The 25334-nt window shown below is 59.2% G+C and carries 21 protein-coding genes; 13 read left to right on the forward strand and 8 right to left on the reverse strand.

The genetic code is table 11. The features are described 5' to 3' along the window. Nucleotides 1-3 precede the first annotated feature (3 nt). Nucleotides 4-1185, reverse strand: coding sequence for an amino acid ABC transporter permease (locus tag JUI81_RS27535; protein WP_028940340.1), 1182 nt, complete (start codon nt 1183-1185; stop codon nt 4-6). A gap of 65 nt (nt 1186-1250) precedes the next feature. After that, the gene (locus JUI81_RS27540; protein ID WP_019581094.1) at nt 1251-2282 is read right to left on the reverse strand and encodes an amino acid ABC transporter substrate-binding protein; all 1032 of its coding nucleotides are present in this window, start codon (nt 2280-2282) and stop codon (nt 1251-1253) included. A 469-nt stretch (nt 2283-2751) separates the two neighbouring features. Between JUI81_RS27540 and JUI81_RS27545 the strand changes: the two genes are divergently transcribed. The 5 genes from JUI81_RS27545 (at nt 2752) to JUI81_RS27565 (ending at nt 7991) form a co-directional block, all read left to right on the forward strand. Beyond that, complete coding sequence (locus tag JUI81_RS27545; protein ID WP_019581095.1) at nt 2752-3408, forward strand: alpha/beta hydrolase; 657 nt, start codon at nt 2752-2754, stop codon at nt 3406-3408. 85 nt (nt 3409-3493) lie between these two features. After that, nucleotides 3494-4981, forward strand: a complete 1488-nt coding sequence (gene rhlB, locus JUI81_RS27550) for an ATP-dependent RNA helicase RhlB (RefSeq protein WP_019581096.1) — start codon at nt 3494-3496, stop codon at nt 4979-4981. 139 nt (nt 4982-5120) lie between these two features. After that, nucleotides 5121-6068: an ornithine cyclodeaminase family protein gene (locus JUI81_RS27555; RefSeq protein WP_026331848.1), complete on the forward strand. Its 948-nt coding sequence runs from the start codon at nt 5121-5123 to the stop codon at nt 6066-6068. A 60-nt stretch (nt 6069-6128) separates the two neighbouring features. Then, a complete protein-coding gene (locus JUI81_RS27560) occupies nt 6129-7256 on the forward strand; it encodes an FAD-binding oxidoreductase (protein ID WP_204125438.1) in 1128 nt (375 codons plus the stop codon). 93 nt (nt 7257-7349) lie between these two features. Next, nucleotides 7350-7991 carry a transcriptional regulator gene (locus JUI81_RS27565; protein WP_018927115.1) on the forward strand — a complete coding sequence of 214 codons (642 nt, stop codon included), beginning with the start codon at nt 7350-7352 and terminating at the stop codon, nt 7989-7991. A gap of 86 nt (nt 7992-8077) precedes the next feature. Here JUI81_RS27565 and JUI81_RS27570 read toward each other — a convergent pair whose 3' ends face one another. The 6 genes from JUI81_RS27570 to JUI81_RS27595 all read right to left on the reverse strand — a co-directional run bounded on the left by JUI81_RS27570 (nt 8078) and on the right by JUI81_RS27595 (nt 13168). Continuing rightward, entirely contained in the window at nt 8078-8854 is a 777-nt protein-coding gene (locus JUI81_RS27570; protein ID WP_019581099.1) for an ABC transporter substrate-binding protein, read from the reverse strand. Between the two features lie 238 nt (nt 8855-9092). After that, nucleotides 9093-9545 carry a molybdopterin synthase catalytic subunit MoaE gene (gene moaE, locus JUI81_RS27575; protein WP_204125439.1) on the reverse strand — a complete coding sequence of 151 codons (453 nt, stop codon included), beginning with the start codon at nt 9543-9545 and terminating at the stop codon, nt 9093-9095. A 3-nt stretch (nt 9546-9548) separates the two neighbouring features. Further along, nucleotides 9549-9791, reverse strand: coding sequence for a molybdopterin converting factor subunit 1 (moaD, locus tag JUI81_RS27580; RefSeq protein WP_018927118.1), 243 nt, complete (start codon nt 9789-9791; stop codon nt 9549-9551). After that, nucleotides 9788-10261 carry a cyclic pyranopterin monophosphate synthase MoaC gene (moaC, locus tag JUI81_RS27585; protein ID WP_028940343.1) on the reverse strand — a complete coding sequence of 158 codons (474 nt, stop codon included), beginning with the start codon at nt 10259-10261 and terminating at the stop codon, nt 9788-9790. Before moaC ends, moaD begins: the two co-directional genes overlap by 4 nt. Before the next feature lie 103 nt (nt 10262-10364). Then, nucleotides 10365-11756, reverse strand: coding sequence for a PhoH family protein (locus tag JUI81_RS27590; protein WP_018927120.1), 1392 nt, complete (start codon nt 11754-11756; stop codon nt 10365-10367). Between the two features lie 335 nt (nt 11757-12091). After that, nucleotides 12092-13168 (reverse strand): polysaccharide deacetylase family protein, encoded by a 1077-nt coding sequence (locus JUI81_RS27595; protein ID WP_371929190.1) that lies wholly within the window; start codon nt 13166-13168, stop codon nt 12092-12094. A gap of 343 nt (nt 13169-13511) precedes the next feature. Here JUI81_RS27595 and yaaA point away from each other — a divergent pair, with 343 nt between their 5' ends. The 8 genes from yaaA to JUI81_RS27635 all read left to right on the forward strand — a co-directional run bounded on the left by yaaA (nt 13512) and on the right by JUI81_RS27635 (nt 25325). Next, nucleotides 13512-14291 carry a peroxide stress protein YaaA gene (gene yaaA / locus JUI81_RS27600; RefSeq protein WP_019647726.1) on the forward strand — a complete coding sequence of 260 codons (780 nt, stop codon included), beginning with the start codon at nt 13512-13514 and terminating at the stop codon, nt 14289-14291. 835 nt (nt 14292-15126) lie between these two features. Further along, nucleotides 15127-16443, forward strand: a complete 1317-nt coding sequence (locus JUI81_RS27605) for a nucleotide sugar dehydrogenase (RefSeq protein ID WP_019581105.1) — start codon at nt 15127-15129, stop codon at nt 16441-16443. A 199-nt stretch (nt 16444-16642) separates the two neighbouring features. Further along, on the forward strand, nt 16643-18124 hold the full coding sequence (alg8, locus tag JUI81_RS27610) for a mannuronan synthase (protein WP_371929186.1): 1482 nt from the start codon (nt 16643-16645) through the stop codon (nt 18122-18124). A gap of 35 nt (nt 18125-18159) precedes the next feature. Then, nucleotides 18160-19329 (forward strand): alginate biosynthesis protein Alg44, encoded by a 1170-nt coding sequence (locus JUI81_RS27615; protein ID WP_204125440.1) that lies wholly within the window; start codon nt 18160-18162, stop codon nt 19327-19329. A gap of 9 nt (nt 19330-19338) precedes the next feature. After that, nucleotides 19339-20763 carry an alginate biosynthesis TPR repeat lipoprotein AlgK gene (algK, locus tag JUI81_RS27620; protein ID WP_019581108.1) on the forward strand — a complete coding sequence of 475 codons (1425 nt, stop codon included), beginning with the start codon at nt 19339-19341 and terminating at the stop codon, nt 20761-20763. After that, the gene (locus JUI81_RS27625; RefSeq protein WP_019647721.1) at nt 20760-22247 is read left to right on the forward strand and encodes an alginate export family protein; all 1488 of its coding nucleotides are present in this window, start codon (nt 20760-20762) and stop codon (nt 22245-22247) included. The genes algK and JUI81_RS27625 overlap by 4 nt, the downstream gene beginning before the upstream one ends. 26 nt (nt 22248-22273) lie before the next feature. After that, nucleotides 22274-23863: a mannuronan 5-epimerase AlgG gene (algG, locus tag JUI81_RS27630; RefSeq protein ID WP_019647720.1), complete on the forward strand. Its 1590-nt coding sequence runs from the start codon at nt 22274-22276 to the stop codon at nt 23861-23863. 10 nt (nt 23864-23873) lie between these two features. Continuing rightward, nucleotides 23874-25325 carry an alginate O-acetyltransferase gene (locus tag JUI81_RS27635; protein ID WP_204125441.1) on the forward strand — a complete coding sequence of 484 codons (1452 nt, stop codon included), beginning with the start codon at nt 23874-23876 and terminating at the stop codon, nt 25323-25325. The last annotated feature ends 9 nt before the right edge of the window (nt 25326-25334 follow it).

A 25334-nucleotide genomic window follows, 5' to 3' on the forward strand; every position in this document is an offset into this window, starting at 1 on the left:
TCCTTACCGCTCGATCAGCGCAATGCGCTTGTTGTACCAGTTCATCAGCAGGGAAATGCTGATACTGATCGCCAGGTACACGCTCATGGTGATGGCAATGACTTCGATCGCCTGTCCGGTCTGGTTCAGCACCGTACCAGCAAACAACGACACCATCTCCGGATAACCGATACCGGCCGCCAGCGAGGAGTTTTTCGCCAGGTTCAGGTATTGGCTGGTCAGCGGCGGAATGATCACGCGCAGGGCTTGCGGGATGATCACCTTGCGCAGGGTCGGACCGTTGCGCAGCCCCAGCGAGTGAGCCGCTTCGGTCTGGCCGTGGCTGACCGACTTGATGCCCGAACGCACGATTTCGGCGATGAACGCCGCGGTGTACACGGTCAGGGCCAGGGTCAGTGCCAGCAGTTCAGGGATCAGCACCCAGCCGCCTACAAAGTTGAAACCTTGCAGCTGTGGCATTTCCCAATGCAGCGGCGCGCCGAAGATCAATGCGCACAACGCAGGGATCACCAGGAACATCGCCAGGCCTACCCAGAACTTGTGGAACGGTACGCCGGTCTCTTCGAAACGCTTGTTGGCCCAGCGGCACATCAGCACGATCGCGACAATGGCCACGACGATGCTCGCCACAAACGGCCAGAAACCGTTCGCTGTCAACGCTGCCGGCATGTTCAGGCCGCGGCTGCTGACGAAGAAGGTGTCGCCGAAGTTATGGCTATTGCGCGGCCCCGGCATGGTGAGGAACACCGCGAAGTACCAGAACAGGATTTGCAGCAGCGGCGGAATGTTACGGAAGACCTCGACATAAACCGTCGCCATCTTGGCAATGATCCAGTTCTTCGACAGTCGTGCCACACCGACGATGAAACCGAGGATCGTCGCCAGGATCACGCCGATGAACGTCACCAGCAAGGTGTTGAGCAGGCCGATGACAAACACCCGGGCATAGCTGTCCGATTCGGTATAGTCGATCAGGTGCTGAGCGATGCCGAAACCGGCGCTGCGCTCAAGAAAGCTAAAACCGGAGGTAATGCCCCGGTGTTGCAGGTTGGTTTGAGTGTTGTCGAACAGGTACCAACCCATCCCGACCACGGCGAGAACCGTAATAATCTGAAACAGCCACGCACGCACTCGCGGATCGCTGAGGCTGAACCTCTGCTTTGGTGCGCCGATTGAATTTTGCATGAAGTGCCCCGGAAATAATGGAACAGAACATCACCCGGTGGTTGGCCCACCGGGTGATAGAACCATCAGCGCACTGGTGGTGCGTATTGAATGCCGCCGTTGGTCCACAGGGCGTTCAAGCCACGGTCGATTTCCAGCGGAGTGCCCTTGCCGAGGTTTCTCTCGAAGACTTCGCCGTAGTTACCGACTTGCTTGACGATTTTCACCACCCAGTCTTTCGGCAGCTTCAGATCCTTGCCGTACTCACCGTCGGCGCCCAGCAGACGAGCAACATCCGGGTTCTTGGTCGACTTGGCTTCTGCCTCGACGTTTTTCGAAGAGATACCGGCTTCTTCGGCGTTGAGCATCGCGTAGCCAACCCAACGAACGATTGCCAGCCACTCATCGTCGCCATTACGCACGACCGGCCCCAAAGGCTCTTTGGAGATGGTTTCAGGCAGAACGATGTAATCTTTCGGCGAGGCCAGTTTGCTGCGCTGTGCATACAACTGGGACTTGTCGGAGGTCAGCACGTCGCAACGACCGGATTCCAGCGACTTGGCGCTTTCATCGGAAGTGTCGAAGGTGATCGGGGTGTACTTCAGGCCGTTGGCGCGGAAGTAGTCGGACACGTTCAGCTCGGTGGTGGTACCGGCTTGAATACAGATGGTCGCGCCATCCAGTTCCTTGGCACTTTTCACGCCCAGCTTGCTGTTGGCCAGGAAGCCTACGCCGTCGTAATAGGTGATGAAGCCAGGAAACTTCAGGCCCATGCCCGCATCACGGGAGCTGGTCATGGTGGAGTTGCGCGACAGCATGTCGATTTCGCCGGATTGCAGAGCAGTGAAACGCTCCTTGGCATTCAACTGGCTGAATTTGACCTTGGTCGCATCACCAAACACTGCAGCAGCTACAGCGCGGCAGAAGTCAGCATCGATGCCAACGATCTTGCCGGTAGAGTCCGGAACCGAGAAACCCGGCAAACCGTCACTCACACCGCACTGTACAAAACCTTTCTTCTGCACTGCATCCAGGGTTGCACCCGCCTGAGCGAACCCACTGACACCGAGCACTGCTGCTGCAGTCACGATGGCCAGGGTGGATTTCAACATCTTCATTCAAACCTCCAGTTTTGCTCTTGTTGTGTCGGAGCTTGAGCCCTGTCGCACCCTTTTGAGGCGTTGCTGACCCTTGTTGGCTTTTTTTAGGGTCAACCGACGTAAGGACCGTCGCTATGAGTCTAGTAGGAGAAAATCCACATCATGGATAACTCACTTCTCACCAATCGGCCGAACGGGCTGTAGCCCTTTCACGTTCGCGAAGCCCGTAGCGGCCACTGGCGAACATCCATCACCGGATTCTTTGCTATCCCACGACTAGCCATACACTGATAGTGTTACCGCCAGGCACGAGATTGGTTGCACAGGGTTCCCCATAGCAAAGCCCGTACCAGACCGCTCGCTAAAGCGATTCAGCGACAGGTCAATAGCAAAACTTTCAACCTTGCGACATCTTCTTAACTGATCAACCGATTGCGCACTCGAACCTCGCACACAATGAGAGCGCACGCACAACAATGGAGCAGACATGACCGAGCCCCTGATTCTTCAACCCGTCAAGCCCGCAGACGCCTGCGTAATCTGGCTGCATGGGCTGGGTGCCGACCGCTACGATTTTTTGCCGGTAGCTGAAGCGCTACAGGAAAACCTGCTCACTACCCGTTTCGTTTTGCCCCAGGCTCCGACCCGCGCTGTCACCATTAATGGTGGCTACGAGATGCCAAGCTGGTACGACATATTGGCCATGAGCCCGGCACGCGCCATCAGCCGCGAGCAGTTGGAGGAGTCCGCGCAACGGGTCGTGGATTTGATTGAAGTGCAGAAGGCCAGCGGAATAGACGCCTCGCGGATCTTTCTCGCCGGTTTTTCCCAGGGCGGCGCCGTGGTTTTGCACACAGCCTTCCTGAAATGGCAGGGACCGTTGGGCGGTGTACTTGCGCTCTCGACTTATGCCCCGACATTCAGCGATGAACTGGAGCTTTCCGCCAGCCAGCAGCGCATTCCCGTGTTGTCGTTGCATGGTCAGTATGATGACGTCGTGCAAAACTCCATGGGCCGGACCGCCTACGAGTATTTAAAGCAGCATGGTGTCACCGTGACATGGCAGGAATACCCAATGGGCCACGAAGTGTTACCCGAAGAAATTCGCGACATCGGCGTCTGGATCGCCGAGCGTTTGCGCTAAAAGCTACCCTTTGATCCATCGCACTACGCCGCGCCCGATTCTTGCATTACACTGGCCGGCGTACATTCCTTAACCAATTGATGAGATGACCGTGCTCAAAGCACTCAAGAAAATGTTCGGTAAAAGCGAGGCTGAGCAGCTCGCGCCAGGCTCCAGCGCTCCTTCTCATACCCCCAGCCACCGTACCGACGGTAATCAGCCTGGCCGGACCGCAACCGTAGCGGCACCGAAACACGAGCCGGTGACCACACCGACCGCCCCCTCTGCTCCGGCCATTGTCTCTGAACAGCCGCGCAGCGAAGCCCCGAAACCGGCAAAACCACGCCGCGAACCGAAGCCAAAGGCGCCGGTCATCCCCTGGAAACTCGAAGACTTCGTCGTCGAACCCCAGGAAGGCAAAACCCGCTTCCACGATTTCAAACTCGCCCCCGAGCTGATGCACGCCATTCAGGACCTGGGCTTTCCTTATTGCACGCCGATCCAGGCACAGGTGCTTGGCTTCACCCTCGCGGGCAAAGACGCCATCGGTCGTGCCCAGACCGGTACCGGCAAGACCGCCGCGTTCCTGATTTCGATCATCACGCAGCTGCTGCAAACCCCGCCGCCCAAAGAACGCTACATGGGTGAACCGCGAGCACTGATCATCGCCCCGACCCGGGAACTGGTAGTGCAAATCGCCAAGGACGCGGCCGACCTGACCAAGTACACCGGCCTCAACGTCATGACGTTTGTCGGCGGCATGGACTTCGACAAGCAGCTCAAGCACCTCGAAGCCCGTCACTGCGACATCCTCGTGGCCACTCCGGGCCGCTTGCTCGACTTCAACCAGCGCGGCGACGTGCACCTGGACATGGTCGAAGTCATGGTGCTGGACGAAGCCGACCGGATGCTCGACATGGGTTTCATCCCGCAAGTGCGTCAGATCATTCGCCAGACCCCACCGAAGAGTGAGCGTCAGACGCTGTTGTTCTCCGCGACCTTCACCGACGACGTGATGAACCTGGCCAAGCAATGGACCACCGACCCGTCGATCGTCGAGATCGAAGCGCAGAACGTGGCCAGCGAAAACGTCGAGCAACACATCTACGCGGTGGCCGGCGCCGACAAATACAAACTGCTCTATAACCTGGTCAACGATAACGGCTGGGAACGGGTGATGGTCTTCGCCAACCGCAAGGACGAAGTGCGGCGCATCGAAGAACGCCTGGTGCGCGATGGCGTCAACGCCGCGCAACTGTCTGGCGATGTGCCGCAGCACAAGCGCATCAAGACCCTGGAAGGTTTCCGCGAAGGCAAGATCCGGGTGCTGGTCGCCACCGATGTGGCCGGTCGCGGCATTCACATCGACGGCATCAGCCACGTGATCAACTTCACCCTGCCGGAAGTCCCGGACGACTACGTGCATCGCATCGGTCGTACTGGTCGTGCCGGCGCCGATGGTGTATCCATCAGCTTTGCCGGTGAAGACGACTCCTACCAGCTACCGTCCATCGAGGCGCTGTTGGGTCGCAAGATCAGTTGTGAAACGCCACCGACGCATCTGCTGCGGGCGGTTGAGCGCAAGCGCCCATAACACGGGTCGCAGAATAAAAGGCGCAGCCGGAGACGGACTGCGCTTTTTTTTCGTCCGGTTTCTTCAACAGGAGCTTGCTCGAGACAACTAAAAGTCCATAATGGACAAATTAGTTTACTTTCAGCACCCGGAGCCGACCATGCCCAGCACGCCTTACGTCATCACCCAACCCCAGGCCCGCGAACTGCTGGCGCAAGTCGACGTGCCGCAGATCCTGCGCAAGCTGTTCCGCGACCTGGCCGCCGGGCAAGCCGTGCAACCGGCCCAGCAGTTGGTGGAATTCCCGAAAGGTGCCGGGGACTTCATCAACTACTTGGGCGTGCTGGCCGAAGACGGCGTGTATGGCGTCAAGACATCGCCCTACATCGTGCGTGAGCAAGGCCCATTGGTGACCGCCTGGACGCTGTTGATGTCAATGCAGACCGGCCAGCCGCTGCTGCTCTGCGATGCCGGTGAACTGACCACCGCACGCACCGCGGCAACGACGGCGGTGGCGGTCGATGCCCTCGCCCCGCTGAAGGCCCAACGCCTGGCGATCATCGGCAGCGGCAAGGTGGCCCAGGCGCACCTGCACTATGTGAAGAACCTGCGAGACTGGCAAAGCATCAGCCTGTATTCGCCGAGCTTGCGCGGCAAGAACGCCGAAGCGCTGGCGCAACTCAAAAGCCTCGATCCACGGCTGACCCTCGCCGACAGTTGCGAAACCGCGATTCAAGACGCCGACGTGATCATGCTTTGTACTTCGTCCGCCGGCCCGGTGATCGACCCGTCCATGTTGAGCAAACCGGCGTTGATCACGTCCATCAGCACCAATGCTCCGCGTGCCCATGAAGTGCCGCCGCAGAGCCTCAATGACATGCAGGTATTCTGCGACTATCGCCAGACCACCCCGGGCTCGGCCGGCGAAATGCTGATCGCCGGTGAACAGCATGGCTGGGACAAGCGCTCGATAGTCGGCGACCTGCCCGACTTGCTCAGCGGAAAAGTGCAGCGCCCGGACTACGACCGACCTGTGTTCTTCCGCTCCATCGGCCTGGGCCTGGAAGACATCGCACTGGCCAATGCCATTTACCGCCTACTGGGCTAACACCCGTTCCCACAGGGATCCCCAACAATTTCGGCATTTACGCCCCATCAGGAGACGTTCATGAGCCAGGCAGACTTCATCATTATCGGCGGCGGGATTGCCGGTGCTTCCACCGGTTTCTGGCTGTCGCAGCACGGACGGGTGATTGTGCTCGAGAGCGAATCCCATCCGGCCTATCACTCCACCGGACGCTCGGCGGCGCTCTACACCGCCGCCTACGGCACGCCTCAGGTTCGGGCATTGACCCTGGCCAGCCGCGATTTCTTCGATGCACCACCGCCCGGTTTCTGCGAACACCCGCTGCTGACCCCGCGCGGTGAGATGACCGTCGACTTCACGGGCGATCCGGCCGAGCTGAACAATCAATACCTGAGCGCCAAAGCCACCGTGCCGCAGATGCAACTGCTCAGCGCCGACGAAGCCTGTGCGCGCCTGCCGATCCTGCGTCGGGAAAAAGTCCATGGCGCGATCTACGACCCAACCGCCAGCGACATCGATACCGATGCCCTGCATCAAGGCTATCTGCGCGGTATCCGGCGCAATAAAGGCGAGGTGCATACCGACAGCGAAGTGCTGAGCCTGACCCGGGATGCCGAAGGGCTGTGGCAGGTTCAAACCGCCACTCAAACCTTCAGCGCCCCGATCATTATCAATGCCGCCGGCGCCTGGGCCGACAAGGTTGGCGTGCTGGCTGGCGCGCGGCCTCTGGGCCTGCAGCCCAAGCGTCGGGCAGCCTTTATCTTCGCCGGCCCCGAGGGCCTGGATAGCCATGACTGGCCAATGCTGGTCAGCCTCGATGAATCGTTCTACATGAAACCCGACGCCGGCATGTTCCTCGGCTCACCGGCCAACGCCGACCCGGTGGAGCCGCACGACGTGCAGCCCGAAGAACTGGACATCGCCATGGGCATCTACCAGATCGAAGAGGCGACCACCCTGACCATCCGCCGCCCGACCCGCACCTGGGCCGGCTTGCGCAGTTTCGTGCACGACGGGGATTTGCTGTCCGGCTTCGATCAACACATACCGGGCCTGTTCTGGGTGGCGGGACAAGGCGGCTACGGCATCCAGACGTCACCGGCCATGGGCCAGGCCAGCGCTGCACTGGTACGCGGCGAAGCCTTGCCCGAACAGCTCACTCGTTTCGGTCTGGACGCCGCGATGCTCTCCCCCGCCCGTCTGGGTTGATCCTGATCCTCAGGTGACGTGCCCACACGATTGCGGCAAACTTCCAGTGCCCCTTTTTAAAGGGGCACTGACGCTGGCCTGGAGCTCCACTGTATGAACGCACCTGAAAAAAACTCGGCCCTGGACAATGTGTCCATGGACAACTTCCGCGCGATTGCCGATGCCATCGCCACGTTGTTCTTCCCTCACGCCGAGGTGGTGCTGCACGACCTGCGCACACAAAAGGTCGACTACATCGCCAACAACCTGTCCAAACGGGAAATTGGAGACGACTCGTCGCTGGAGGACATGCTCAGCGAAGAGGTCAGTGAACGAAACATCGGGCCGTACGAAAAGCTCAACTGGGACGGCCAGAAAATTCGCAGCCTCAGCAGCGTACTACGCGACAGCGAAGGGCAACCGCTGGCAGTGCTGTGCATCAATCTGAATATCTCGTTGTTCGAGAACGCGAAGGCGGCGCTGGATTTGTTCCTGTCGCCGACCAAGCTGATTCCGCAACCGGACTCACTGTTTCGCGATGACTGGCAGGAACGGATCAACACTTTTCTGCATGCCTGGCTGCGCGAGCGCCAGTTGAGCCTGAATGTGCTGACCCGCGACCATAAACGCGAACTGGTGCTGGCGCTGCACGCCGAAGGCGCCTTCAAAGGCAAAAGCGCCTCCAACTACGTGGCCAATGTGCTGAACATGGGCCGGGCGACGGTGTACAAGCATTTGAAGGAATTGAAGGGCTGAAAATCAAAAGATCGCAGGCTGCGCCAGCTCCTACAGAGAAATGTGGTCCTCTTTAGGAGCTGCCGAAGGCTGCGATCTTTCTCCGATCAATCGCCGTAGATGTCGGACTTGAAGTACTTCTCCGAAATCTTCTGGTATTCGCCACTGGCGCGAATTCCGTCGATGGCCGCGTTCAGTTCACTGACCAACTCGGTGTTGCCCTTGCGCACGGCAATCCCGGCGCCCTCACCCACGTATTTCGGATCCTTGAGTTCCGGCCCGACAAAGGCGTAACCCTTGCCACGCGGCATGGACAGGAAATCACTCAATGGAATGGTGTCGGCAAAAATGGCATCGAGGCGACCGGCAGCCAGGTCCATGTAGATTTCTTCGTTGTTGCCGTAACGCTTGACGTTGATGCCCTTCGGTTCGAAAACCTCGGTGGCGTAACGGTCCGTGGTGGTTGCGCGTTGTACGCCGACCGTCTTGCCCTTGAGGCTGGCGTACTGGTCATCGACCGCCGCGCCTTCCTTCATCACCAGTCGCGATGAGGTGAAGTAGTACTTGTGGGTGAAATCCACCGACTTCTTACGGTCTTCATTGATGGTCATGGACGACAGCGCCATGTCGATTTTTTTCACTTTCAGGGAAGGAATCAGACCGTCGAATTCGCCTTCGACCCACACACACTTGACCTTCATCTGCGCGCACAGGGCGTTGCCGATGTCGTAGTCGAAACCGACAATTTCACCTTTGTCGGTTTTCGACGCGAACGGCGGATAGGCCGCTTCAATACCGATGCGCAGGCTTTTCTCGGCAGCGAACACGCTACTGCACGCCAACAGGCTCAGGGCCAGACCGGTGATGAGGGGGAATTTCTTCATGTTCGTTCTCTCGCGGGTTGTTGTTGGTTTGGCAAGACAGAAGAAAAAGCTGAAACAGGGAGCGCCTTTTTTGTACTTATAAATCCATACTGGACTTTTATGTATCAACCGTCAATCGGACGCATAAAGATCTTCCAGCCTCTGGTCGGGAGGGGAATCAGTGGGGTTTTGGGTGATGCAGAAGGCCTCTTCGCGGTCCGACTTGCCCGCGAAGGCGTATTCGAAAGCACTAGAGGAATTACTGCTTCCAGCGATCCGCCGCCGCATGATCGCTGTCGCGCCCTTCAACCCAGCGCGGGCCATCACGGGTGTTTTCTTTCTTCCAGAATGGCGCGCGGGTTTTCAGGTAGTCCATGACAAAGGCACAGGCATCGAACGCTGCCTGACGGTGAGCGCTGGCGGCACCGACGAATACGATCGGCTCGCCCGGCTCCAGCGCGCCGATGCGATGCAGCACTTCCAGCTTCAACAGCGGCCAGCGTTGCTCGGCCTCCGCAGCAATCTTGCCCAGGGCTTTTTCGGTCATGCCCGGGTAGTGCTCCAAAAACATCCCGGCGACGTCCAGGCCGTCATTGAAGTCGCGCACATAGCCGACAAAACTCACCACCGCACCAACGCCCACATTGGCCGCGTGCATGGCGTTGACCTCAGCGCCCGGGTCGAACGGCGTGGGCTGCACACGAATCGCCATGGCTCAGCCCCCGGTCACGGTTGGAAAGAAAGCCACTTCATCGCCATCGCCGACCGGTTCATCGAGCTGGCAGAGGTCTTCATTGCGGGCGCACATCAGGTTCTGCTCGCTCAACACCTCGGCGCCTTCACGTTGGGCCAGCAGTGCACGCACATCGTCGACCGTGGCGAAATCACCTTCAACCTTCACCGAATCCACGCCGAGCGCCTCACGGTAACGGGCAAAAAACTTCACGGTCACGTTCATGGCTGCTCCGCCTGAAAATGGCCGCTCTTGCCGCCGAGTTTTTCCAGCAGCCGCACGCTCTCGATGGTCATGCCGCGGTCCACGGCCTTGCACATGTCATAGATGGTCAACGCCGCGACACTGGCGGCGGTCAGCGCTTCCATCTCGACGCCGGTCTGCCCGGACAACTTGCAGCGCGCCACGATGCGCACGGTGTCGTCGCCTTCGGCACTGAGTTCGACCTTGACGCCGGTGAGCATCAACGGATGGCACAGAGGAATCAGATCACTGGTTTTCTTCGCCGCCTGGATGCCGGCGATCCGCGCCACGGCGAACACGTCACCCTTGGGATGGCCGCCGCTGACGATCAACTGCAGGGTTTCGGGCAGCATGCGCACCAGCGCTTGGGCCGTCGCTTCGCGGAACGTCACAGCTTTTTCGGTGACGTCGACCATATTGGCGCGACCTTGGGAATCGAGATGAGTCAGCACAGCGTTACTCCTGATCAGGAGCATCGATTGTAAACCTGCGGGTCAATTTTCCGCACCCATAAAAAACCGGGCGGCTTCGGGCCGCCCGGTTCTGTGGTGAGGGTTACAGATGCGATTCGGCGTATTCGGCCAGAATCGAACGTGGCACCCCTTGCAGGGTGATGTGTACACCGTTGGGGAAGTCTTTGAAGCGTTCGGTCAGGTACGTCAGCCCGGAGCTGGTCGCGGACAGGTAAGGGGTGTCGATCTGCGCCAGGTTACCCAGGCACACCACTTTGGAACCGGCGCCAGCACGGGTGATGATGGTTTTCATCTGGTGCGGCGTGAGGTTCTGGCATTCATCGATCAGGATCAGACTCTGCTGGAAGCTACGGCCTCGAATGTAGTTGAGGGATTTGAACTGCAACGGCACTTTGCTGAGGATGTAGTCGACGCTGCCATGGGTGTTTTCGTCATCCATGTGCAAGGCTTCGAGGTTGTCGGTGATGGCGCCCAGCCAAGGCTCCATCTTTTCCGCTTCGGTGCCGGGCAGGAAACCGATTTCCTGGTCGAGCCCCTGCACGCTGCGGGTGGCAATGATGCGCCGGTAGCGTTTGCTGACCATGGTCTGCTCGATGGCCGCCGCCAGGGCCAGGATGGTTTTACCGGAACCGGCCGCGCCGGACAGGTTCACCAGATGAATGTCCGGATCGAGCAAGGCGTACAGCGCCAGGCTTTGATAGATGTCACGCGGTTTCAGGCCCCAGGCTTCCTGGTGCAACAGAGGCTCCTGATGCAGGTCGAGGATCAATAACTTGTCGACCTGGATTTCCTTGATCCAGCCGACAAAGCCCTGTTCGTCGATGATGAACTCGTTAACGTGCACGGCAGGCAGGTTGTCGATCAGCTGCACCTGATGCCAGGTGCGGCCATGATCCTGCCGGGTTTCGACCTTGCTCACCCGGTCCCAGAAGGAGCCGGTCATGTTGTGGTAACCGTTGGGCAGCAACGAAACGTCGTCGACCAGTTGGTCGGTACTGTAGTCCTCGGCCGCGATCCCACAAGCCCGGGCCTTGAGGCGCATGTTGATATCTTTTGTAACAAGCACCACGGGCAGTTTTGCATCACGTGCGCGCAGGTCGATCAACTGGTTGATGATGATGTTGTCGTTAAGGTGCTCGGGCAGAATGATGTTCGGCTCGGCACGCTTGCTCATCAGAATTGACAGCAAGCCCTTGGGCCCACCCTTGCCACGCTGGATCGGAACGCCGAGTTCGACGTCTTCGGGGCTGGCATCGCCCAGGGTCTTGTCGATCAGCCGAATGGCCTGGCGGCATTCCGCTGCAACGCTGTGAGGCCCGCTCTTGAGCTTGTCCAGCTCTTCAAGCACGGTCATCGGGATCGCGACGTGGTGTTCTTCGAAGTTAAGCAGGGCGTTTGGATCGTGAATCAATACGTTGGTATCGAGTACATAAAGGATTGGCTGGTTGGAAGGGCTACGTCCGTGATCATCCATACTCGGTCACCTTTGTGGGAGCCAGTCGACGCAATACCATGACAGTGCTGCGCCTCGAAGTGGCCACCGAAATCACCTGCTCAGACTCAAGTGATTGCAACCCAAACGGAGTCTTGGAAGACGCCACCTGTGTTGCAGGTTTCGGCGGTCTGTCTTCGTAATACTCCAAAACACATGACAGAAAAAAGCACTTTGACGTTTTTTTGAAGTTTATTTTTCAGAATGACCAATAGCACTTGGCGGACTGCCAGCACCCCGCTAAAGTCGGAAGTCCGCCTGCATCGAAATCTCCTCCAAAAACGTCCCTGCCCTAATGTTTACGGGCTTTCTCCGTTTCAGCGAAACGCGTCCTGACAGTTTTCCCAACCGATCCCGCTCGGCGCCGTTTGCGTCATGAGCCAAGGTAACGCGGTTTTCAGCGCATCCTGCTTCACATTGAAATTGATCACCCCGTGCCGCCATAGCAGCATCAGCGTCAGCACCCGTTGTGCACTCTGGCTGCCCTTGAGCTTGCCGGCGCCGTCCTGGGCATCGATGTCCCACAATGCCACCTGCAAACCCTGAGACCTGAAGAAGCCTTCAGCGTCGGACCGACGCTGGCCATCGGGCGGACGAAACAGCGGCACGTAATTCTCCGGCAGCTTGCCCTTGACCAGCTCGGCGCTGCGCCGCACCGAGTCCTGCCAGTCTTGCCAATGGCTGTGGGAACGGAACTCCCAACCCTGCACGCCAACGCATTGCTGCGAATAGGTCCCTTGCAGGCTGGTCGCCGAACCTTCAGCCAGACGGGCCTGGATGTCCTTGCCGAGGACGAAGAACGTCGCGCTCATGTTCGATTTGCGCAGGTACTCGGTGACCCAGGCAGTGTTATCCGGCACGGCATTGGCAGCGCTGTCGAAAGTCAGCAGGAACAGGCGATCATTCATCGCATCGCCATTGCGCTCATAGTCGCCAAAACGATCGACTTCGCTGCTGGTCTGCGGAAACAGCGCGGCCTTGCGCAATTGCTCGTCCAGATACTGGGCGTGGAACAGCCGGCTCGGCTCGGCCCACTTGATGTAGTAGCTGTCGTCACTGATCTGAAACTTGGCCGCTTGCTCACGCAGGGTGTCCATGTCCTCGACCAGGAAACAGAAAGAGGCATCCTGATCGCAACTCTGCTGGGCGAAGTTGTAGTTGCTCAGCAACCGCTGCCACATGCGTTGGCGCAGGTGGTTGACCGACTCCAGATTGACGGTGCGCAGGCCCAGGCGTTGAGCCAGGCTTGCTTCATCGAGCGATTCGCTGGCGAGCAGGACGCGAGCGAACATGAGGATTTCGGCCCGGGAGGCAACGTCGAACAGGGTCGGGTTGCTGAGCTGCTCAGGCCAGGTGCTGCGATCCAGCGTCGCCACATCGCCCGGCGCCGCCATGACACCAAAGCTCAACAACCCGGCAAAGAATAGAAAAACGATACGCAATGGGATGTCTCCATAACAAAACCCGCGCGGCACTATAGCCGATCCCCTGTGGTGAGGGGGCTTGCCCCCGTTGGGTTGCGAAGCAGCCCCCAAAACTGCGTCCCCCATTCCTTCAGATAGAACGCAAGTGTCGGTTTGCGACCGCTTCGCGATCGAACGGGGGCAAGCCCCCTCGCCACAGGATCTTCTTCTGCCACAAAACCTGGCGACACCACCGATCACCTATGACAGCCATAGCTGGAGTCAACACAGACAACCCCCTAGAATCGCCCCCACGATTAAAGGAGCCGACTTCATGCTGATGGTGATTTCCCCCGCCAAGACCCTCGATTACGAAACACCGCCGGCGACCCAGCGCTTCACTCAGCCGCAATACCTCGACCACTCCCAGGAACTGATCCTGCAACTGCGCGACCTCACACCGGCGCAGATCAGCGAGCTGATGCACGTCTCCGACAAGATTGGCGGCCTCAATGCCGCACGTTTCGGCAGCTGGACCCCGGCCTTCACCCCTGCCAACGCCAAGCAGGCCTTGCTGGCATTCAAGGGCGACGTGTACACCGGCCTGAATGCACAAACCTTCAGCGAAGCCGACTTCGATTACGCCCAGCAGCACTTGCGCATGCTCTCCGGCCTGTACGGCTTGCTGCGCCCTCTGGACCTGATGCAGCCCTATCGGCTGGAGATGGGCACCAAGCTGGCCAATGCCCGTGGCAAGGATCTGTATGCCTTCTGGGGCACGCGGATCAGCGAATGGCTGAACGAAGCGCTGGCCGATCAAGGCGACGATGTGCTGCTGAACCTGGCCTCCAACGAATACTTCTCGGCGGTCAAACGCAGCGCCTTGAACGCGCGCATCATCAATACCGAGTTCAAGGACTTGAAGAACGGCCAGTACAAAATCATCAGCTTCTACGCGAAAAAGGCCCGCGGGATGATGAGCCGCTTCGTCATTGAAGAACGCATCAATGACCCGGTCGCCCTCAAGCAGTTCGATGTTCAGGGTTATCGCTACAGCAGCGAACAGTCTAAACCGGACAATCTGGTGTTCCTGCGCGATCACGCACCGGAGTAACCAGACCCGCACTCAATTCGCGCACGACATCAACAACTTCGTCGTGCGCTACCCCTTCGATCCTCGAACAATCCCCGCCCCTTTCGCCGACTTATTGGCGCCAAAAAACAATCACTCGATTTTCTAACTTTTGTTTCACTCGACTTTGCTGATTTTTTTCAGTAGTGGCACTGAAAATTTTTGTTGGTAGTGGCAAAAAAGTATCCAAGGCAATAATCACCCTATATATAAAGGGCGAAACGGCAAGTGCTATCAATATGAGAGCAGTGCCATCTTTTTCAATATTTCAAGAAATTTCAGAAATCGCGATGGGCGGACTGGAACTATGTCCAAATGCGCCGCTCATACCACCCGTAACGATTCTCTCGGCGAACGTACGAGATAACTTACACAGAGAAGCGGTCCCGATAGCGAAGTTGTCACATTAACTTGAACTTATGGATCACTTGTTTGGGAAACACATGAAGGACAGGAGATAACGCACCATTAATATCCCCTACAAGGCCACGGCTGCGCCCCTATAAACGTGCTCACCCGAGCACCCAACCGCTTGATTTACGGGCTTCTGGCCTGGCATTGAGCGCGCAAGACCTTTGCACGAACGTCCTCTGATTAGAGGGTCGGCTGCATAACAGGGCACGTCATAACAATAAGGCCTGGTTGCGCACATCTTGAGTGCACTTATTTAGACACTCGGAACTTAGTATGCCTGCACCCGGCATTGTGACGCCTTTAAGGCCGCACTTGCGAGTGCACTATGACCGCTGAACACCATTAACTCCGGCCATGTAATGGCTTGTTGAACACAGTCTTGATTAACTGAGAGGTAAATGCGATGCGCATCAGCATATTTGGTTTGGGTTACGTCGGTGCAGTCTGTGCCGGTTGCCTGTCTGCACGGGGCCATGACGTCGTTGGCGTCGATGTTGCCAAAGACAAGATCGATATGATCAACGCCGGTCGTTCGCCGATCGTTGAACCCGGTCTGGGCGAACTTCTGAAACAGGGCATCGAGACTGGCCGTCTGCGCGGCACGACCAACTTCGCCGAGGCGATTCGCGACACCGATCTGTCGATGATCTGCGTCGGCACGCCGAGCAAAAAGAACGGCGACCTGGAACTGAACTACATCGAGGCCGTGTGCCGCGAAATCGGTTTTGTTCTGCGTGACAAAACCACCCGCCACACCATCGTCGTGCGCAGCACCGTGTTGCCGGGCACCGTGGCAAACGTGGTCATCCCGATTCTCGAAGATTGCTCCGGCAAGAAAGCCGGTGTCGACTTCGGTGTTGCCGTGAACCCTGAGTTCCTGCGTGAAAGCACCGCGATCGCCGACTACGACCAGCCGCCAATGACCGTCATCGGTGAGTTCGACAAGGCTTCGGGCGACGTTCTGCAATCGCTGTACGAAGAACTCGACGCGCCGATCATCCGCAAGGACATCGCCGTTGCCGAGATGATCAAGTACACCTGCAACGTGTGGCACGCCACCAAGGTGACCTTCGCCAACGAGATCGGCAACATCGCCAAGGCTGTCGGCGTCGATGGTCGTGAAGTGATGGAAGTGGTCTGCCAGGACAAGACACTGAACCTGTCCCAGTACTACATGCGTCCTGGCTTCGCGTTCGGCGGCTCCTGCCTGCCGAAAGATGTGCGCGCCCTGACCTACCGCGCCGGTTCCCTGGACGTCGAAGCACCGCTGCTCAACTCGCTGATGCGCAGTAACGAGTCCCAGGTACAGAACGCGTTCGACATCGTCTCCAGCCACGACAAACGCAAAGTCGCCCTGCTGGGCCTGAGCTTCAAGGCCGGCACCGACGACCTGCGCGAAAGCCCGCTGGTCGATCTGGCGGAAATGCTGATCGGCAAGGGCTACGACCTGAGCATCTACGACAGCAACGTCGAGTACGCCCGTGTCCACGGTGCGAACAAGGATTACATCGAGTCGAAGATCCCTCACGTCTCGTCCTTGCTCAACTCGAACTTCGAGGACGTGATCAACAACTCCGACGTGATCATCCTCGGTAACCGTGACGAGAAATTCCGCGCCCTGGCGCTGGAAGCACCGCACGGCAAGCAAGTGGTCGACCTGGTCGGCTTCATGTCTCAAGCCACCAGCGTCAGCAAGCGCACCGAAGGTATCTGCTGGTAACACGCCTGTAGGAGCTGTCGAGTGAAACGAGGCTGCGATCTTTCCCAGCTCACTTGAATCCCAAGCGAAAGATCAAAAGATCGCAGGCTTCGCCAGCTCCTACAGGGATTCTGGCGTTATCCAAACCGGGTGGCGCCAGTTTTCACAAGCCTGCCTTAACCCAATCGGGCTCCGCCCGAGATCGAGACGGATGCAGATTATGCACAGGCTAAAGCACGGCCTACTTCAGGCCGCCGGTTGGCTGTTTTACCTAAGTTTATTGATGGGCATCGCCATTGCGTTGCCTGTGTCCACGTTCGACTCCGAGTCGAAGGACTTCATTTTCCTGGTCGGTATCGTCGGTATCTGGCGCTACTCGATGGGTGCCACGCACTTTCTGCGCGGCATGCTGTTTCTGTACGTGGTCTACCCGCACCTGCGGCGCAAAGTGCGCAAGCTGGGTAAAGCGGCAGACCCCTCCCATGTGTTCCTGATGGTCACCAGCTTCCGTATCGACGCGCTGACCACCGCGCAGGTCTACAGCTCGGTCATCCGCGAGGCCATCGACTGCGGCCTGCCGACCACCGTGGTGTGCTCCATCGTCGAAATGTCCGATGAGCTGCTGGTCAAGAGCCTCTGGAAACGCATGAACCCACCGGCGAGCGTCAAGCTCGACTTCGTGCGCATTCCCGGCACCGGCAAGCGCGATGGCCTGGCCTACGGTTTCCGCGCCATCTCCCGCCACCTGCCGGACGACCGTGCCGTGGTTGCAGTGATCGATGGCGACACCGTGCTGGCCGAAGGCGTCGTGCTCAAGACCGTGCCGTGGTTCCAGCTGTTCGGCAATGTCGGCGGCCTGACCACCAACGAGTTCTGCGAAGTGCGCGGCGGCTACATCATGAGCGAATGGCACAAACTGCGATTCGCCCAGCGCCACATCAACATGTGCTCCATGGCCCTGTCCAAGCGTGTATTGACCATGACCGGTCGGATGTCGGTGTTCCGCGCCACCGTGGTCACCAACCCGGACTTCATCGCCGATGTGGAAAGCGACTCGCTGCAACACTGGCGTCTGGGCCGCTTCAAGTTCCTGACCGGTGACGACAAGTCGAGCTGGTTCAGCCTGATGCGCCTGGGTTACGACACGTTCTACGTGCCCGACGCCGCGATCCATACCGTGGAACACCCGCCGGAAAAGAGCTTCATCAAGGCCAGTCGCAAACTGATGTTCCGTTGGTACGGCAACAACCTGCGGCAGAACTCCCGCGCCCTGGGCCTGGGGATGAAACGCCTCGGTCTGTTCACTTCGGTGGTGCTGTTCGATCAGCGCGTGTCGATGTGGACGTCCCTGCTGGGCCTGACCGTGGCGCTCATCGCCACCTTCAAGTACGGCACCGCGTTCATCCTGGTTTACCTGCTGTGGATCGGCATCACCCGCCTGATCCTGACCCTGTTGCTGTCCTGTTCCGGTCACCGGATCGGCCCGGCGTACCCGGCCATTCTCTATTACAACCAGATCGTCGGCGCGCTGGTGAAGATCTACGTGTTCTTCCGCCTCGACAAACAATCCTGGACTCGCCAGCCCACTTCTCTGACCCGTGATCTCGCCAGCTTTCAACGTTGGTTCAACACCTGGTCGTCTCGGACCATGACCTTCTCCGCCGGCAGCATCTTTGTCGCCGTGCTGCTGATGATGGTCTGACCGAACTCGCCTGAATTAACTAGGAAATCGCCCATATGAATACCGCCGTCAACAGCAACGTAGTGCACGAATCCGAAGCCCAGCGCCAACACGCCCGTGTGAAAATTCCGGCCAAGCTGCGTTTCTTCGGCCCTGACCGGACCCCGGTCGAAGCCCGGGTCATCGACCTTTCCGCAGGCGGCCTGGCGTTCAACGCCGGTCAGCTGCCACTGAAGGTTGGCGATGTGCACAAGGCCCGCCTGCAATTCGTCATCGATAACCTTGGCCTGGCCATGGACGTGGAATTGCAGATCCGCTCCGTCGACCGCCAGACCGGTCGCACCGGTTGCCAGTTCCAGAATCTGGAACCGCGGGACATTTCCACCCTGCGCCACCTGATCACCTCGCACCTGGCCGGCGACATCGTCAGCATCGGTGAAGTGCTGGCGACCCTGCAGCGCGACAACTTCACCAAGGCGCGCAAGGTCAAGGACGGCGGCCACGGCATGACCGCGCTCGGCCGTCTGAAAGCGGTGACCTTCAGCGCCGGCATCTTCGTGGTCGGCCTGGTAGCGTTCGGTTTCATTTTCAAATCGGTGTACGGCATGTACTTCGTCAGCCACGCCCAGGCCGGCCTGGTCAGCGTGCAAGGCATGAACATCACCATGCCGCGCGACGGCACCGTGCAGAGCCTGATCAAGGCTGACGGCGTTGCTGCCAAAGGCGCACCGCTGGCGACCTTCAGCACCAGCATGCTCGACGTGCTCAAGGGCCATCTGGACGAAAACCAACTGCAACCGTCCAAGGTTGAAGAGCTCTTCGGCAAGCAAATGACCGGCACCCTGACCTCCCCGTGCGATTGCACCGTGGCCCAGCAACTGGTGGCTAACGGTCAATACGCCAACAAAGGTGACGTGATCTTCCAACTGGTGCCACGCAATACCGAAGCCAACGTTGAAGCACGCTTCTCCTATCGCCAGTTCGGCGACGTGCGCCCAGGCACCACGGTCAGCTTCCAGATCGCCGGCGAAGACCAGACCCGTACCGGCAAGATCGTCAGCAGCACCAGCCTGAAAAGCGAAGACCTGTCATCCGATATCCGCGTGCAGATCAAACCTGACGAGCCGCTGGACAGCGCACTCGCCGGTCGCCCGGCGGAAGTGAACAGCACCCGTGGCCCGAACCTGAACTGGCTGATCAACAAAGCCATGGCCGCCGGTCTTTAAAAAGAGGACATGCCCGTGACGACTCCACAAATCCTCAGAACACCGCGCACCCACATAGGATCACTGTGTGCAGTTGCACTGGCCGTAAGCCTGGCCGGTTGCGCCGGCCTGCCCGACCAGCGCCTGGCCAATGAAGCCCTCAAGCGCGGTGATACCACGCTGGCGGCGCAGAACTATCAGCAACTGGCCGACCTGGGCTACAGCGAAGCCCAGGTTGGGCTGGCCGACATTCAGGTCGACAGCCGCGACCCGGCGCAGATCAAAAAGGCCGAGGCGACTTACCGCGCCGCAGCCAGCGTCTCGCCGCGGGCTCAGGCTCGCCTGGGTCGCCTGCTGGTGGCCAAACCTGGCGCCACCGAAGCCGAACACCACGAAGCCGAAACACTGTTGAAGAAAGCCGCGACCAATGGCGAAGGCAACACCCTGATCCCGTTGGCGATGCTGTATCTGCAATTCCCGCACAGCTTCCCCAACGTCAACGCACAACAGCAGATCAGCCAATGGCGCGCCGAAGGCAAACCGGAAGCAGGTCTGGCCCAGGTGCTGCTCTATCGCACCCAAGGCACTTACGACCAACACCTGAATGACGTGGAAAAGATCTGCAAAGCGGCGTTGAATACCACCGACATCTGCTACGTCGAACTGGCCACGGTCTATCAGAAACGTGGCCAGCCCGAACAACAGGCCGAGTTGATCAAGCAGATGCAGGCCGCTCACAGCCGTGGCACCGTCTCCGCGCAACGGGTCGACAGCGTGGCCCGCGTGCTGGGCGATGCGAGCCTGGGCAAGACCGACGAAAAAACCGCTCAGTCGCTGCTCGAAGGCATCGCCCCGGGCTACCCGGCGTCGTGGGTCAGCCTGGCGCAATTGCTCTACGACTTCCCTGAACTGGGCGACGTCGACACGATGATGAAGTACCTGGACAACGGCCGCGCCGCCGACCAGCCGCGCGCCGAACTGTTGCTGGGCAAGCTCTACTACGAAGGCAAGATGGTGCCGGCCGACGCCAAGGTCGCCGAAGAGCACTTCAAGAAAGCCGTCGGCCGGGAAGTCGCCGCCGATTACTACCTCGGCCAGATTTACCGTCGCGGTTACCTGGGCAAGGTCTATCCGCAGAAAGCCCTGGATCACCTGCTGACCGCTGCGCGCAACGGCCAGAACAGCGCCGATTTCGCCATCGCCCAACTGTTCTCCCAAGGCAAGGGCACCCGGCCCGACCCGGTCAACGCTTACGTCTTCAGCCAATTGGCCAAGGCTCAAGACACCCCGCAAGCCACTGAGCTTGCGCAAACACTCGAAGCGCAACTGCCGCCTGATCGGCTGGCCGAGGCCCAACGCCTGCTCAAACAAGAGCAAGCCATTCGTAGCACCGTGAGTCCGGACACGCTGGAACTGCACGCTTTGCAAGAAGAAGACGGCGAGGAATCCCTATGAAACTCAATCCATTCGTGCAGGCCGGTATTGGCCTGACATTCGCCCTGCTGTGGTCGTGCCCGACCCTGGCGGCCCTGACCGAAGACAAGAACTTCGGTCTCGAAGTCAAAGTTACCGGCCAGTCCGAGAACGACAGTGACCTGGGCACCGCCGGTGGCGGCGACGTTAACGGCGTCGGCCTCGACCTGCGCCCATGGGTCTATGGCGAAAGCGGCGCGTGGAGCGCCTACGCGATGGGTCAGGCCGTGACGTCCACCGACATCATCGAAACCGACACCCTGCAGCAGTCCGACAACAGCGGCACCCAGACCACCGACAGCGGTGATCGCAAGACCAAGAAAAACTACCTGGCGATGCGCGAGTTCTGGGTCGGTTACCAGGGCCTCACGCCTTACCCTGGCGAGATCCTCAAGTTCGGTCGCCAACGCCTGCGCAACGACGACGGCCAATGGCGCGACACCAACATCGAAGCCCTGAACTGGACCTTCGACACCACCCTGTTGCGCGCCAACGTCGGTATCGCCGAACGCTTCAGCGAATACCGTACCGACCTGAAAGAACTGGCGCCCAAAGACAAGGATCGCCTGCACGCCTACGCCGATGCGGCGTATCAGTGGACGCCGGGTAACTGGGTCGGCATTCGCGGTCATCACACCCACGATAACGGCAAGCTCGACTATCCGGAGCCAGGCGTGGCCGGCGATACCCTGGACAAGAAACAGAACGGCGACATCAGCTGGCTCGGCCTCACCGCCGACAGTGATGCCTACAACTGGCGCAACACCAACTCCGTCAATTACTGGGGCAGCATCACCGGCATGAGCGGCGACCGTGACACGGTCAACCCGCTGAATGCCGACGGCACTCGCCCGGCAGAAGCCAAGCGTGGTGAAGACCTGAACGGCTGGGCTACCGACGTGGGTGTTCGTCTGCGCCTCGATCCACAGTGGCAAGTCGGTGCAGCCTATGCCCGCGCCAGCGCCGAGTACCAACAGAACGGCCTGGAAAGCAACCGCTCGAACTACACCGGTACGCGCTCGCGGGTTCACCGTTTCGGCGAAGCCTTCCGTGGCGAAATGAACAACATGCAGACCGCTACGTTGTTCGGCTCCTGGATGCTCAACGATGAATACGACGCCAGCTTGATCTATCACAAGTTCTGGCGTGTGGACGGCAACAAGCCGGTGGGCAACAACGGCATCAACGCTGTTGAAAACAACACCGACGACGCGACCGGCGCGATCCTCTCCAGCACCTCCCTGCCGCTGGAAGATGGCAACAAGGACCTCGGTCAAGAAATGGACCTGGTGGTCACCAAGTACTTCAAGCAAGGCCTGTTGCCGGCAGCGTTGAGCCAGTCGATCGATGAGCCTTCGGCCCTGGTGCGGTTCCGTGGCGGTGTGTTCAAGCCCGGCGATGCCTATGGCAAAGAAGTCGACTCGTACATGCACCGTGCGTTTATCGACGTGATCTGGCGCTTCTGATGCAAACCGCGAAGGGAGTGCCCGACATGAACAGCGCCAAGAAAGGCTCGATCAGCCTGCTGGCCGGCGCGCTGCTGCTGGCCAGCGCAGCCGCCTTCGCCACCGTCGAACCGGCCAAGTCTGTGCAACAGGGCAAATCGACGACCATAGCCAAGGGGCTGCAACAGGCCAAGACCTACACCGTCAGCAGCGCGCCAACCGCGCCCCTGGACTTGGCCAAGCCGAAACTGCCGGACACTTCAGGCTACACCGCCGAAGCCATTGCCGCGAAAATCGTGCGCACCAAGCCCGGTAAGATCAGCGTGCGCCGGATGATGCAGGAAGACGCCTTGAAGGACTTCATCGGCGGCGACAACAAGATGGCCGAGTGGGTGGTGCGTCAGCACGGCATCCCGCAGGCGATCTTCGTCGACGACGGCTACATGAACCTCAAGGATCTGACCAAGCAGCTGCCCAAGCAGTACCTCAGCGAAACATCGCCAGGTGTGTTCCTGGCGAAGTTGCCGATCGTGGTGGGCAGACACGGCATTCTGGAAATCGACAAACAGACCCAGGAATTGCGCCTGTCCCAGGAGGCCGGCTCGTTCCTGGTCAACGACGGTCAGCTGTTTGTGCGTGATACCAAGATCACCGGCTGGAGCGAGAAGGCCAACGGCCCGGCGGCCTTCTCGTCGCCCAAGGAATTCCGTCCGTTCCTGTTGTCCTGGGGCGGCACCGAGACCTACATCGCCAACAGCAAGATTGCCAGCTTCGGTTACGCCAACAGTAAGTCCTACGGCGTGAGTATTTCCCAGTACACGCCGAACATGGCCAAGGTGCTCAAGCGCCCTGAACCGACCGGCTGGATCGTCGGCTCCGAGTTCTCGGACATGTGGTACGGCTTCTACTGCTACGAAACCCGCGACTTCGTGGTCAAGGGCAATACCTACAAAGACAACATCGTCTACGGCATCGACCCCCATGACCGTTCCCACGGTCTGATCATCGCCGACAACACGGTGTACGGTACGAAGAAGAAGCACGGGATCATTATTTCCCGTGAGGTCAACGACAGCTTCATCTTCAACAACCGCAGCTACGACAACCACCTCTCGGGCCTGGTGATCGACCGTAACAGTGTGAACAACCTGATCGCCTACAACGAGATCTACAAGAACCACACCGACGGCATCACCCTCTACGAGAGTGCCGACAACCTGCTGTGGGGCAACCAGGTGATCAGCAACCGACGCCACGGCATCCGTATTCGTAACAGCGTGAACATTCGCCTGTACGAAAACGTCTCGATGGCCAACGGCCTGACCGGTGTCTACGGGCACATCAAAGACCTGAGCGACACCGACCGGGACATCAAGCTCGACCCGTTCGATGCCGAAGTGTCGCTGATCGTGGTCGGTGGTGAACTGGCTGCCAACGGCAGCGGACCGCTGTCGATCGACTCGCCGCTGAGCGTGGAGTTGTATCGCGTGTCGATGCTCGCACCGACCAAAACCAGCGGCATCAGCTTCTCGGGAATTCTCGGCGAGCGTCAGGATGAAATTCTCGACCTGCTGGTGCGCCAGCAGAAAGCCGTGCTGATCGACCCTGTCGAACGCCAGACCGAAATGCGGGACTGAGGATAATTTTATGCACCCACACTTGATCAAATTACTCAGCCTGTCGGCCCTGACTGCGGGCATTCTCGCGGCCAGCACTGGCGTGCGTGCCGAAGACGCCAAGGCACCGAGCTTCAGCGCCGAGCCGTGCTGCAGCCTGTGCCCGGCAGCCCACGACCCGAAGAACTACACCACCCGCTATCAGCAGAACTTCACCACACTGGTGCAGGCCCAGGGCGATTGGCTGTTCCGTACACAAGAAGACTTGCGCACCGAATTCGACACCACGCCCGCCGGCTACAAACGCATGAAGCAGCTGCACGATGCGTTCAAGAGCAAAGGCGTGGAACTGGTCATCGTTTACCAGCCGACCCGTGGCCTGGTGAACCGCAACAAGCTGAACCCGGAAGAAAAAGCCAAATACGATTTCGACAAGGCACTGACCAACTACAAAACCATGCTCGGGCGTTTTGCGCAGATGGGCTACGTGGTCCCTGACCTGTCACCGCTGACCAACGAATCGCTGCCCGACACCCTGCCCGCCCACGATTTCTATTTCCGCGGCGACCAGCACTGGACCCCGTATGGCGCCCAGCGCACCGCGAAGATCGTCGCCGAGAAGGTCAAGCAGTTGCCGGTCTTCGCCGACATTCCCAAGCGTGAATTCGAGACCCATAAGTCGGGTCGCATGGGCAAGACCGGAACGTTGCACAACATGGCGGGTCAACTCTGTGGCACCAGCTACGCGATCCAGTACATGGATCAGTTCACCACCGAGCCCAAGGGTGAAGCGGCGGATGGCGATCTGTTCGGTGAATCCGGCAACCCGGAAATCACCCTGGTCGGCACCAGCCACAGTGGCAAGAACTACAACTTCGCCGGTTTCCTCGAAGAGGCCATCGGCGCCGACATCCTCAACGTGGCATTCCCCGGCGGTGGCCTGGAAGGTTCGATGCTGCAGTACCTGGGCAGCGAAGAGTTCCAGACCAAGCCACCGAAGATTCTCATCTGGGAGTTCTCGCCGCTTTATCGCCTCGACCAGGAAACCATCTACCGCCAGATGATGGCGCTGCTGGATAACGGTTGCGAAGGCAAGGATGCACAGATGAGCGGCAGCGCCGCACTGAAGCCGGGCAAAAACGAACTGATGGTCAACAGCAAGAACCTGGACCTGCGCAACAGTGACCACCAGGTCGATATCCGCTTCGCCGATACGTCGGTGAAAACCCTGCATGCCACCCTCTGGTACATGAATGGGCGTCATGAGGACATCAAGATCGAGAAGCCGGAAACCTCCGAAACCGACGGGCGTTTCGCTTTCGAGTTGCGCACGGACGAAGACTGGGCCTCGCAGAATCTGCTGGCCGTTGAAGTCCAGGGGCCTGAAACACCAGGCGCCGCGCCGCAGAAAGTCGAAGCGAAAATCTGCAAACGCAACGTGTTCTCCGGCACCGGGCAGCGTACTGCTCAAGCCGGGCAATGAGGCTACCTC

The organism is Pseudomonas sp. 008, assembly GCF_016861935.1.
In the GTDB taxonomy this organism is placed as follows: domain Bacteria; phylum Pseudomonadota; class Gammaproteobacteria; order Pseudomonadales; family Pseudomonadaceae; genus Aquipseudomonas.

Coding starts and splice junctions, on each gene's coding strand:
- yaaA (WP_019647726.1), top strand. CDS start 13,512: ATGCTGATGGTGATTTCCCCCGCCAAGACCCTCGATTACGAAACACCG.
- JUI81_RS27605 (WP_019581105.1), top strand. CDS start 15,127: ATGCGCATCAGCATATTTGGTTTGGGTTACGTCGGTGCAGTCTGTGCC.
- moaE (WP_204125439.1), bottom strand. CDS start 9,545: ATGGCGATTCGTGTGCAGCCCACGCCGTTCGACCCGGGCGCTGAGGTC.
- JUI81_RS27635 (WP_204125441.1), top strand. CDS start 23,874: ATGCACCCACACTTGATCAAATTACTCAGCCTGTCGGCCCTGACTGCG.
- JUI81_RS27570 (WP_019581099.1), bottom strand. CDS start 8,854: ATGAAGAAATTCCCCCTCATCACCGGTCTGGCCCTGAGCCTGTTGGCG.
- algG (WP_019647720.1), top strand. CDS start 22,274: ATGAACAGCGCCAAGAAAGGCTCGATCAGCCTGCTGGCCGGCGCGCTG.
- JUI81_RS27545 (WP_019581095.1), top strand. CDS start 2,752: ATGACCGAGCCCCTGATTCTTCAACCCGTCAAGCCCGCAGACGCCTGC.
- alg8 (WP_371929186.1), top strand. CDS start 16,643: ATGCACAGGCTAAAGCACGGCCTACTTCAGGCCGCCGGTTGGCTGTTT.
- algK (WP_019581108.1), top strand. CDS start 19,339: ATGCCCGTGACGACTCCACAAATCCTCAGAACACCGCGCACCCACATA.
- JUI81_RS27560 (WP_204125438.1), top strand. CDS start 6,129: ATGAGCCAGGCAGACTTCATCATTATCGGCGGCGGGATTGCCGGTGCT.
- moaD (WP_018927118.1), bottom strand. CDS start 9,791: ATGAACGTGACCGTGAAGTTTTTTGCCCGTTACCGTGAGGCGCTCGGC.
- JUI81_RS27555 (WP_026331848.1), top strand. CDS start 5,121: ATGCCCAGCACGCCTTACGTCATCACCCAACCCCAGGCCCGCGAACTG.
- JUI81_RS27565 (WP_018927115.1), top strand. CDS start 7,350: ATGAACGCACCTGAAAAAAACTCGGCCCTGGACAATGTGTCCATGGAC.
- JUI81_RS27615 (WP_204125440.1), top strand. CDS start 18,160: ATGAATACCGCCGTCAACAGCAACGTAGTGCACGAATCCGAAGCCCAG.
- JUI81_RS27535 (WP_028940340.1), bottom strand. CDS start 1,185: ATGCAAAATTCAATCGGCGCACCAAAGCAGAGGTTCAGCCTCAGCGAT.
- JUI81_RS27590 (WP_018927120.1), bottom strand. CDS start 11,756: ATGGATGATCACGGACGTAGCCCTTCCAACCAGCCAATCCTTTATGTA.
- JUI81_RS27540 (WP_019581094.1), bottom strand. CDS start 2,282: ATGAAGATGTTGAAATCCACCCTGGCCATCGTGACTGCAGCAGCAGTG.
- JUI81_RS27595 (WP_371929190.1), bottom strand. CDS start 13,168: ATGGCGGCGCCGGGCGATGTGGCGACGCTGGATCGCAGCACCTGGCCT.
- JUI81_RS27625 (WP_019647721.1), top strand. CDS start 20,760: ATGAAACTCAATCCATTCGTGCAGGCCGGTATTGGCCTGACATTCGCC.
- rhlB (WP_019581096.1), top strand. CDS start 3,494: ATGACCGTGCTCAAAGCACTCAAGAAAATGTTCGGTAAAAGCGAGGCT.